This is a genomic window from Bacillus sp. 220_BSPC (assembly GCF_001054655.1).
Lineage (GTDB): Bacteria > Bacillota > Bacilli > Bacillales > DSM-1321 > Peribacillus > Peribacillus frigoritolerans.
The window spans coordinates 1-9,953 of the sequence record NZ_JVPL01000018.1 but is presented as its reverse complement, the minus strand read 5'-3'; the positions used below and the strand labels follow the sequence as shown (position 1 = coordinate 9,953).

Below are 9,953 nucleotides of genomic sequence, written 5' to 3'. Positions count from 1 at the left end.
TCTTCTCAGGTAGAGGGGCAAGGTACCACTACAAAAGAAACCGGGTCCTTCACTCAACCCTCTTCACTTAAAAAGCAAAAGCGTACCTGATAAAAGAGAATCCTAAATCAACCATGAAAACGCTTGGTTTATCCGCCAAGCGTTTTCCGCTGCATGATTCTTTTTTGCTTTACTTTAAAATCAGGGACTTCTCTTACATATTTTGCTTTCTGATTTCCTCTTGGATCTTTAGATCATTCAATTGATCTCCATCAATTTTTTTTGAATCCATTTTTCCTTTATCGGCTCCATCTGGGTTTAAATCACTTGCCCTTAAATTATTATTGCGAGCTGCTTGCTCGTTCCATTTGGTCATCATGATCTCCTCCTCAGTCCTTTATCCTTCCCAAACCTAAGAATATTCATGAATACACCCCATCATTTATTGCAAAGATAAAAATGGAGGTGGTTATATTGGAACCAAACAAACCCGGCAATAAGAATGTACCGGATTTTAAAGAGTTGAACGATCGTATCATAAGAGAAGCATCAGAGAGTCCCCGTTTAGTGATTAAAACCAATTTGGATGCAAAGAATGTAAATGATGAGAACCCTTATTCAGATCGCATTAACAGTGAAGGATTTTCTGATTTTTTCGAGGAATAAAACAAAACCGGCTTAATAAGCCGGTTAATCTTAAAAATATTTTTTCTTCCAAAAAATGAATGCAGTCGTCCCCGCCAAAGTGATGGCAATTAATAATGTAAAAATGAAAGCAAACCGATTATGTTCAAATGGCAGTTCCACATTCATTCCGTAAAAACTTGCCACCATCGTCGGGAGCGTTAATATAATGGTCACTGATGTTAGAAACTTCATGGCATTATTGACATTATTGGAAATGATCGAAGCGAATGCATCCATCATACCGCTAAGAATGGATAGATACACTTCTGCCATTTCGATAGCCTGAGCATTTTCGATGATTACATCCTCAAGCAATTCTTTATCTTCTTCGTACATTTTCAAATAATTAAAACGAAGGATCTTATCAAGGACTACACGATTGGATTTCAATGATGTCGTAAAATAAACCAGGCTTTTTTCCAAAGCAAGGAAAGTGTATAATTCTTTATTTTTCATTGACTGATGTAATTCACGTTCGGCTTCATTAGTCATCTTGTTAATCTGTTTCAGGTAACGTAAATAATAGGATGAAATCTCGAATAATATTTGTAAAGCAAACCTCGTTTTCTTATTGGTGAAAAAACCTTTGATCTTATTGTTTTTGAAATTCGCCAATATCGGTGTTTCTTTCAGAGATACCGTAATGAAACAGTCTTTGGTAAAGATCATGCCTATGGGAATCGTTTCAAAAATCGGTAAGTCGGCTTCATCCCTGGTCAAATATGGGAAGTCGACAATAATTAAAACATTATCATCCTCTTTTTCGATACGAGGCCTTTCCTCATCATCCAGTGGATCCTTCATGAAATTGATCGGTAACTTCAAAGTCGAGCATATATAATCTATTTCAGCTTCTGTGGGCGCGACAATGTTCACCCAGGAACCTTTTGTCATTTCCTCGATATTGTTCAGGTGACGGTTATCATCCGTCTTGTAGATTTCAATCATTTTTTGACCTCCTCTTCTATAGAGAAAGCCTTATTTACCTTCTTCGAGCAGATACTCAGGGAGAATAACAGTCTCGACTTCTAGCATCATATTGGCTTCCTCTTGCTTTCTGGGTTCAGGATCATAAGAACTGCTGCTCACTCGTATCCACTTCCTTTCGATTCTTTTATCTTAATCCTTATTCATTTAAAGCACAATAAATAATTTATTACCTTGAATCCTTGTTCAGGATTCGTAATTATCTGACTTTTATCAATTGATAAATAAAATACCACTTCAAAAAAACGCTTGGGTAGCCACAAGCGACAGTTAGTAGATGGTTACAATTTTCAGAAGTTGGTTTCCACTCCAGGCACTCGCTTTCCGCGGGCGATCCGGGAGCCTCCTTGGCGCAGCCTGCGGGGTCTCCCTTTGACGCGCTTTTCCCGCAGGAGTCTCGTTCCTTACGTTCCAATCAACTTTGTTTTAAAATCATGGGTCGGAATGGTCTCATCCTGAACCATGATTTTAAAGAATAGCTGGTTATCCTTCATGTTTTTTTACTTTTTATATATAGGTAACCCTCATTCAGATTGAAGAAATTTGCGACACTCCTGCCGAATTACTGGGTAGCCAAGACACCACATGCGCTTGCTTTGATACGGTTTGGCAGACAGTCGGCGGAAAAGGAGCAGATTTCTGAAATCAAAACAACCTTTTAATTAAAAAAACTGCAGACAAACTGAACAAGTTTGTCTGCAGTCTGACGCTTGGGTACTCCCAGGCGATTCTGATTACTTTATCCATGCTTTGCATTATTATAATAGTGAACACCGTACATGGCGCCTTCATCCACCATTTTATTGTCATCATGATCATATGGATCAGGGTGACCTGCCTTTTCAATTACAGGATCAAGCTCTGAAGACGTCCTATTCCAAAAGCCTACCGTTTTTGCTTTTGCATTGGACCACATGTCCTTCACTTTTCCTCTGTTCGTTTTATTCGATAAAAATGAGACTCCGGCAACTCCGACTCCTAGTAATACCACGTTTCTTCCTAATGCCATCATTACCTTCCCCCTTATTTTTTTTGGCTTGCTATATATATACCCGCCGCCAGTTCATGTAAACCTTTATTTATATGGAGGAATTTGATAAAAGAAATTAGGTTTCATTATTTCATTGTTATATGGCTGATGAAAAACATGAGTTGTGGCTGGTGACACCGGTGGAATTAACCAGGTCCAATCCCCCGTTACTTTCCGGTCATAAGAGGCTTCTTTTTCTTCGAATTTCTTGAATTGCTTAGCTGCTGTATGGTGATCAACAATGCTGACTCCGTGTTTTTTATACGAATGAAGGACTGCTTCATTCAGTTCGATAAGGGCTCGATCTTTCCATAAACTCGAATCACGTTTAACATCCAGGCCCATTCTCTCACCGATTGCCGGCAGCATATTGTAGCGTTCTTCATCAGCAAGATTCCTCGCACCGATTTCCGTTCCCATGTACCACCCATTAAATGGTGCAGCTGAATAAGTAATACCGCCAATTTCCAGCCTCATACCAGATATGATTGGAACTGCATACCATTTTAGTTGAAGATCTTCGAACCATGTCAGTTCAGGGTGGGTGATTTGAACCTCTTTAACGAGGCTTTCAGGTATATCATGAAAACTAGGGGTTTTTCCGTCCACTTGGACTACAAGGGGTAAAATATCGAAAGGTCCGAATTTCCCTTCCCACCCTAATGCCATACATCGCTTTGTGAATTCGATTGAACTTGAATCGCCGATTACACCATGTTCCGTCTCATATCCTGCATAACGAATAAGCTGATGATTCCAAATATCCACTTTTCTATCATGATCTTTCTGTTTGAAAATTGTAATCACAGGTCTGATATTCCCATTATTCGTAGCATATTCGATATGTTCGAAGAGGGCCGATACCATTTGTTCTTCGCTTTGAATCATCCTTTTATCAATCACCCTTAGTGATTCCCAAAAAAAGCGCCCAATGCAACGATTGCTATTCCGCCAAGCTAATTTAGCACCATAAACCAATTCTTCATATGTATGTTCATATCTGCCTGTTTCATTTATTTCCTTTTTAATTTGTTCGATCCTGCCATTTATGTCCTCTTCCGTTTTCAATAATTCCGGATAACTTGTCCTGATAAAGGATACGGCCTCTTGCAGTAACTCACTCATCTTTCCCACGGATCCTTCCATTTGCAAAACTTTGACTTCCATATTAAAATAACATATTTTTCATGATATCTCTAAACAACACATTTTTTAAAAGCGCGCTTTTTTTTAAATGTGGCAAATCCGAGGCGGAAACCTTTTCATGATACTTAAAGTAAGCTCGTGAATTTCTTATACCATAACATCTCTAGTAACTAAATAATTTTCGGTAAAGTTGTTACATATGAGGTAAATGCATTATAATATATTAATAATGAGGTGATATGATGAATAATACGACACTTTGTCCACGATTTGAAAAAGGAATGCAAATCTTGAGTAAACGCTGGACTGGATTGATTGTCAATCAATTACTTAATGGCCCTCAACGGTTTTGTAATATTGAATCTGCATTCCCGATAAGCGGCAGGATTCTTTCTGAACGTTTAAAGGACTTGGAAATTGAAGGTATTGTTAAAAGGGACGTATATCCAGAGACACCGGTCAGGATTGAATATTCTTTAACTGAAAAAGGCAAGGCCCTTGCACCGGTTATGAACGAAATTCAAAATTGGGCACAAGAATGGCTCGAACCAATACAAAATCAATGATATAGGCTAAAGATAAGGGAGGAAGATCTGCCAGCAGCGGACTTCCTCCTTTTTTTTGTTTAAGCTCCAGCGACTAGTGGTATATTTTTTACAGATAGAATAACACTAGGTTTATTCCAAATTTATGGGCGGTGAATTCATGAAACAAGCAGATTGCATTATTATTGGTGGAGGTATAGCCGGGATTCAGGCAGCCATCCAGCTAGGAAGATATAAACATGATATTATCGTCATTGATTCTGCTCAAGGCCGCTCCTCCATTGCCAAGGCATACCATAACATTCTTGGGTGGCCAGACGGGGTAAGCGGCAAACAATTAAGGACGCTTGGCAGGCAGCACGCTGAAAAATTCGGTGTCGAATTCACGGATGATACAGTGACATCTCTAGAAAAAAAGCAGGACATATTTTTTATCCAAACTAAAAATGACAGGGAATATCAAGCAAAAATGATTTTTCTGGGTACTGGCATTACCGATAACATTCCTCCAATCAAAAACATCTATTCAACTCTTGGGACATCCACATATATATGCCCTGACTGTGATGGGTATGAGATCATGGATAAGCAAACCGTTGTTCTTGGTGGCGGAAATACGGGTGCAGGCATGGCGCTTACTCTATTATATTGGTCAAAAGATATCATTTACGTAAACCATTTGAAATCTAAAATTGATGATGAGTATAGAGATAAGTTAACGGCAAATCACATTCCCGTAATTGAAGAGGAAGTTTGTGAGGTTCATGTCGATGCCAATCAGGAGTTAACGGGCATAGAATTAGTATCTGGTAAAATTATCAGAGCTGAAAAGGCATTTACGGCGTTTAAAGGGAACAAACTTAATAATGACCTAGCCTTACAATTAGGTGTGCAAATCAATGAAAACAATCATGTCGTGGTTCATCCCCGGACTAAAGAAACGAATATTAAAGGAGTCTGGGCAGGCGGCGACCTCGTTGCCCATTCCGAACAAGTCACCATTTCCATGGGAGATGGCACCCAGTCAGCGATATGGATTCATAAGAGGCTTTTAGGCCATCCACTTCCTTATGATTGACAGTTTACTGAATTAAAAGGCGCCCTGTTCACCAGGCCGCCTTTTACATTGGTATTTAAAAGCTTTTCCAGGTCAGTCATTCAATACACATCTACATTCGATTCCTTCCCTTAAAAACCTTAACCAAAATGAGAATGACCGCGATGATAAGCAAGATATGTATAAAGCCTGCAGCCACTTTAAAGACTAAACCAAGAACCCATAATAATATTATTACACCAATAATCGTCCAAAACATGATAATCCCCCTTTCTTCCCTTTTAAAGGACTTTTTATTAATAAGAAGTTTCAACAAAATTTTCAACTTACATTTAAAATACCCAGATCTTTCTCTAACAAACCTTCCCCTTATTTTTTACATAAAACTGTAAATGCTGTAAATGATAATAAAGAAATAAGGAATCTTCCATATTGATAATCATTCACCATTAGGAAGAGACTTTCAGGTTTTTAAAGGTTCTACAGTTCTTCAATTAGACAGAAAAAATCATTAAAAAGAAGGAGTCTTTCATTCATGAAAAAGTTTTTCGTCATCTGTTTAACAGCTTGTTCCCTATTCTTAGTCAACCTTAATCATCCGGCTGCACAGGAAAATAAAGCAAAGACTGAAAGTGTACAATTCACTGATGCTCAAAAATCGGAAATCGCTAAGATCCAAAAACAAATACTCGCTGACAAAAAGATATTGATCGAAAAATATGTTGAGTATGGCGCGCTTTCGAAAGAAGAAGCCGATAAAATGGTTTCACATTTTGAAAAACATTATAAAATGATGGAAGAACATAATTTCCAAATACCGCCGCACCGTCCGCATACAGGACATATGCATAAGTAATGTAAGTTTTTTCCGATATATCCAGATAATCCGACCTGATAAAAAGGCCGGATTATTTTCATTTCTTTCATCCTTGATAAATAAACATGACGCGTTTACCATTTACTAAAGGATTTTATTTCTCTTTAGCGAAATACATAACTATGAGAAATGAAAGGGTGAAAAGGATGAACAAAATAGGTATAACAGCAAGAGACTTATTTCACTTGAAATCAGTAACCGATCCAAAGCTATCACCGGATGGCAGCATGGCGGTTTATGTCCAAACCAGAATAGATGAAAAAACGGAAAAATACATTTCCAATCTGTTTATGTTCAGCCTGATTACGAATGAAACAAAGCAATGGACGTTTGGGGATAATCGTGATACATCACCAGCCTGGTCCCCCGACGGCAAGCATATCGCCTTTATATCAGATAGATCAGGAAAAAAACAAGTCCACATTATCGGGAGCATTGGCGGGGAAGCTCGCCAGCTCACCCATTTCGTTAACGGCGCATCAAAGCCTATTTGGTCCCCTTGTTCCACCAAGTTACTGCTTTCTACCGGGTTAAAGGAAGGCGAAAACCTTAATACGGTCAAGGAAAATGATCTATCCAAAGAAGTTAATAGGTATGACCGGATCAAGTATAAATGGGATGGGAGAGGCTATTTTGATCAGTTGTATCAGCAGCTTGTAATAGCGGACATTTTTAAGGGAGAATTCACATTGCTGACGGAAAACAATATTGATCATCTTCCGAATGCGTGGTCTCCAGACGGAAAGCATATTGCATTCATAAGTGGGGATGCAGAAAGAAGTGATGATGAACTTTTTTCAGATATTTTCATCATGGATCTTGATACAAAATCTTTAGAGAAAATTACGGATAGTACAGGTTTCTTTAGAGATCCTAAATGGTCTCCAAATGGCGAATATCTATCTTTCATTGGCCATAATAAAGAATTTGCGGGTGCCACCTTTTCAAATATTTGGTTATATTCCATCATGGACCAAACGACTCAGTGTTTGACCGACGGATGGGACGTGCAAATTGGAGATTCCGCAATAGGGGATTTCCAAATCGGAGCCGTCGACCCAGGTATTTTGTGGACAAACGATAGTCAAGGTTTTTACTTTTTAATAAGTGATTATGGAAATACCGGAGTATATTATGGTTCCATTGAAGGAGCTATGTATCCATCAATCCTTGACCCGCAGCATATATACGGCCTGACTATAGATCCCGAAAGCCACCGTGCTGTCGTGGCCATCAGTACACCTGTTCATCCTGGCGACCTCTTTGCTTATAACCTTACCAATGGTGATAAGGAACAAATCAGTTTTGTTAATGAGGATTTTTTGAAGGATAAACATTTGTCCATGGCTGAACCCATTACTTTTCCATCAGTCGATGGGCTTACCATTCACGGCTGGATCATGAGACCGAACGGTTTTAATGGTAGTCAAAAATATCCGCTCATTTTAGAAATCCACGGCGGACCGCATATGATGTATGCTAATACCTATGTTCATGAATTCCAGACCTTGGCTAATGAAGGGTATACTGTATTGTTCACTAACCCGCGCGGGAGTGTAGGATATGGCCAAGACTTCGTAAACGCCTGCCGTGGCGACTATGGAGGCATGGACTATAAGGACTTAATGGCTGGAGTCGATCACGTTCTAGCTACGTATGATTTTATAGACGATGAAGATTTAGGGGTATCCGGAGGAAGTTATGGAGGATTCATGGTAAATTGGATCATCGGACATACCAACCGCTTCAAGGCGGCTGTGTCTCAGCGTTGTATCAGTAACTGGCTAAGTTTTTATGGGGTCAGCGACATTGGCTATTATTTTACAGAGTGGGAAGTTGGCGGCGATATCATTAACTCTGCTGAAAAACTATGGCAGCACTCTCCATTAAAATATGTTTCCAATGTGGATACGCCTTTACTTTTACTTCACGGAGAAAAGGACTTCCGCTGTCCCATTGAACAGAGCGAGCAATTTTTTGTCGCTTTAAAACGGCAAAATAAAGAAGCCGTACTTGTTTCATTCCCAAATGAAACTCATGAGGTATCGCGAAGCGGATCTCCAAAAATGCGCCTGCAACATGTTGAGGAAATCAAGGGTTGGTTCAATAAGTATCTTTAAAAACCAAAACTCTGTTAGCAATAGCTAACAGAGTTTTGGTTTTTAGTGCTGAATTTGATCTCTGTCTTCGGAAATTGAACTTAAAGCATCTCCCGCCATTGAATTTGTCTGTTGGTGTACAGCAAGATCACCTAATGCAACGACACCGACCAGCTTTTCATTTTCAATGATAGGGAGCCTTCTGATTTGTTCGGTAGCCATTAACTCCTCAGCTTCCTCCACTGACATATCAGGCGTACCTGTTACAAGATTGGTGGAAATGACATCGGTAATTCTAGTCGAGTTCGGCTTTTTCTCGGCAACACAGCGAATGACGATATCCCTGTCTGTAATGACACCGATTAGATGGTTATTCTCCAATACAGGAATGACACCAACATCATCATTCTTCATTTTGACTGCTGCTTCATATATATTATCTTCCGCAGTGCAACAGTCAACGTCTGTTGTCATGATATCTCTTAAATTAGTCACGGAAATCCCTCCATTTTTCATAAGTTGCTTGTTTATTTTTGACTTCTGCAGAGAAATTATTCATTAAACACGGTCACCCTTCATTCCACATATTTCCCATGATCCGGTTTAGCTAATGAATCGAATTCCTTTGCAAGCTTCGCTAAACCCATTTCCAGTTCTTTCCCTTCAACAGGATACCCGTGCCCCGTTATGGCAACAGCGGGCTTCAGACTTTCCAATAGACGTACCGATTCTTTGGCAGCCTCCCAATCGGTTGTTAAATACCGCGGCGGTCCTGCTATTTCTTTCTCCTGAGTGATAACCTTGTATAGGGAATCTTGCCTGACATTCACAAAAGCATCTCCAACAATCAAACTTCGGTCACTTTCACGGAAAAGTGAAATATGTCCTTCCGAATGGCCTGGGGTGTGTACCCATTTCCAATCACGAAGCCCGGGAACACTATGATCATCAGGCAATGGCTGGACTTTTTCATCAAGGTTGATTCCCTCATTCGGAAATATCGATGAAATTTTGGCGACCATCCCCCCTTCAACAGTTGGATCCGGTTCGGGATAATTTTCCTGTCCCGTTAAATAAGGCATTTCTTTAATGTGGGCATAAACAGGAGCCTCCCAATACTCCATTAACTCAATCAGTGCACCAACGTGATCGAAATGTCCATGTGTCAAAATAATTGCAGCAGGTGGTTTTTTCGGTCCGTATATTTCTTTTGCAGTATTCTTTATTGCCTCTGCTGAACGCGGCATCCCTGCATCAATCAATACCCATTTATCATCTTTTGGTGACCCTACAAAAATTACATTAACGATTTGGACGGACAGACAATATATATCCTCATTTATTATCTGTACATCTCCACTGGAAATTGAAGTCATTGGCATGAATTTTTCATTCAAATGATTATCATCCATTTATAATCCTCCTATTTTGAACATACTGTTTTTTAAAGGATACCCTGTACGAGAAAATAAAAAACAACCTATATTTATATAGGCTGTTCCAGACTGTAGACAAACTCGATGAAAATCGAGTTTGTCTATTTTTA

At 39.3% G+C, this 9,953-nt stretch carries 13 protein-coding genes; 6 read left to right on the top strand and 7 right to left on the bottom strand.

Annotated elements, in window-relative coordinates:
* Positions 1-90 (top strand): YuzL family protein (locus ADA55_RS29030; RefSeq protein WP_153246078.1); only part of this gene is annotated, 90 nt, incomplete at its 5' end.
* Between the two features lie 103 nt (positions 91-193).
* Here the strand turns inward: ADA55_RS29030 and ADA55_RS29025 are convergent.
* Positions 194-358, bottom strand: a complete 165-nt coding sequence (locus ADA55_RS29025) for a hypothetical protein (protein ID WP_153246077.1) — start codon at positions 356-358, stop codon at positions 194-196.
* A gap of 95 nt (positions 359-453) precedes the next feature.
* Between ADA55_RS29025 and ADA55_RS01170 the strand changes: the two genes are divergently transcribed.
* Entirely contained in the window at positions 454-645 is a 192-nt protein-coding gene (locus ADA55_RS01170; protein WP_063590933.1) for a hypothetical protein, read from the top strand.
* Between the two features lie 30 nt (positions 646-675).
* Here the strand turns inward: ADA55_RS01170 and ADA55_RS01165 are convergent, their stop codons facing one another.
* The 3 genes from ADA55_RS01165 to ADA55_RS01155 all read right to left on the bottom strand — a co-directional run bounded on the left by ADA55_RS01165 (position 676) and on the right by ADA55_RS01155 (position 3,829).
* Entirely contained in the window at positions 676-1,614 is a 939-nt protein-coding gene (locus ADA55_RS01165; RefSeq protein ID WP_034307265.1) for a magnesium transporter CorA family protein, read from the bottom strand.
* Positions 1,615-2,392: 778 nt separating this feature from the next.
* A complete protein-coding gene (locus ADA55_RS29930; RefSeq protein ID WP_048678031.1) occupies positions 2,393-2,665 on the bottom strand; it encodes a hypothetical protein in 273 nt (90 codons plus the stop codon).
* A 63-nt stretch (positions 2,666-2,728) separates the two neighbouring features.
* Positions 2,729-3,829: a nitric oxide synthase oxygenase gene (locus ADA55_RS01155; RefSeq protein ID WP_275452463.1), complete on the bottom strand. Its 1,101-nt coding sequence runs from the start codon at positions 3,827-3,829 to the stop codon at positions 2,729-2,731.
* A 242-nt stretch (positions 3,830-4,071) separates the two neighbouring features.
* Here ADA55_RS01155 and ADA55_RS01150 point away from each other — a divergent pair, with 242 nt between their 5' ends.
* Together ADA55_RS01150 and ADA55_RS01145 are read left to right on the top strand one after the other, a co-directional pair.
* Positions 4,072-4,395: a winged helix-turn-helix transcriptional regulator gene (locus ADA55_RS01150; protein WP_048678030.1), complete on the top strand. Its 324-nt coding sequence runs from the start codon at positions 4,072-4,074 to the stop codon at positions 4,393-4,395.
* A gap of 139 nt (positions 4,396-4,534) precedes the next feature.
* Complete coding sequence (locus ADA55_RS01145; RefSeq protein WP_048678033.1) at positions 4,535-5,452, top strand: NAD(P)/FAD-dependent oxidoreductase; 918 nt, start codon at positions 4,535-4,537, stop codon at positions 5,450-5,452.
* A 91-nt stretch (positions 5,453-5,543) separates the two neighbouring features.
* On the opposite strand, the gene ADA55_RS29020 is transcribed toward ADA55_RS01145, so the two are convergent.
* Positions 5,544-5,690, bottom strand: coding sequence for a lmo0937 family membrane protein (locus ADA55_RS29020; protein ID WP_105718814.1), 147 nt, complete (start codon positions 5,688-5,690; stop codon positions 5,544-5,546).
* 276 nt (positions 5,691-5,966) lie between these two features.
* Here ADA55_RS29020 and ADA55_RS01140 point away from each other — a divergent pair, with 276 nt between their 5' ends.
* Both ADA55_RS01140 and ADA55_RS01135 read left to right on the top strand, forming a co-directional pair.
* Positions 5,967-6,287, top strand: coding sequence for a YckD family protein (locus ADA55_RS01140; protein WP_048678029.1), 321 nt, complete (start codon positions 5,967-5,969; stop codon positions 6,285-6,287).
* 167 nt (positions 6,288-6,454) lie between these two features.
* On the top strand, positions 6,455-8,428 hold the full coding sequence (locus ADA55_RS01135) for a S9 family peptidase (RefSeq protein ID WP_048678028.1): 1,974 nt from the start codon (positions 6,455-6,457) through the stop codon (positions 8,426-8,428).
* A gap of 42 nt (positions 8,429-8,470) precedes the next feature.
* Here ADA55_RS01135 and ADA55_RS01130 read toward each other — a convergent pair whose 3' ends face one another.
* Both ADA55_RS01130 and ADA55_RS01125 read right to left on the bottom strand, forming a co-directional pair.
* A complete protein-coding gene (locus tag ADA55_RS01130; protein ID WP_105718815.1) occupies positions 8,471-8,902 on the bottom strand; it encodes a CBS domain-containing protein in 432 nt (143 codons plus the stop codon).
* Positions 8,903-8,982: 80 nt separating this feature from the next.
* Positions 8,983-9,819, bottom strand: a complete 837-nt coding sequence (locus ADA55_RS01125; RefSeq protein ID WP_048678026.1) for an MBL fold metallo-hydrolase — start codon at positions 9,817-9,819, stop codon at positions 8,983-8,985.
* Between the last annotated feature and the right edge of the window lie 134 nt (positions 9,820-9,953).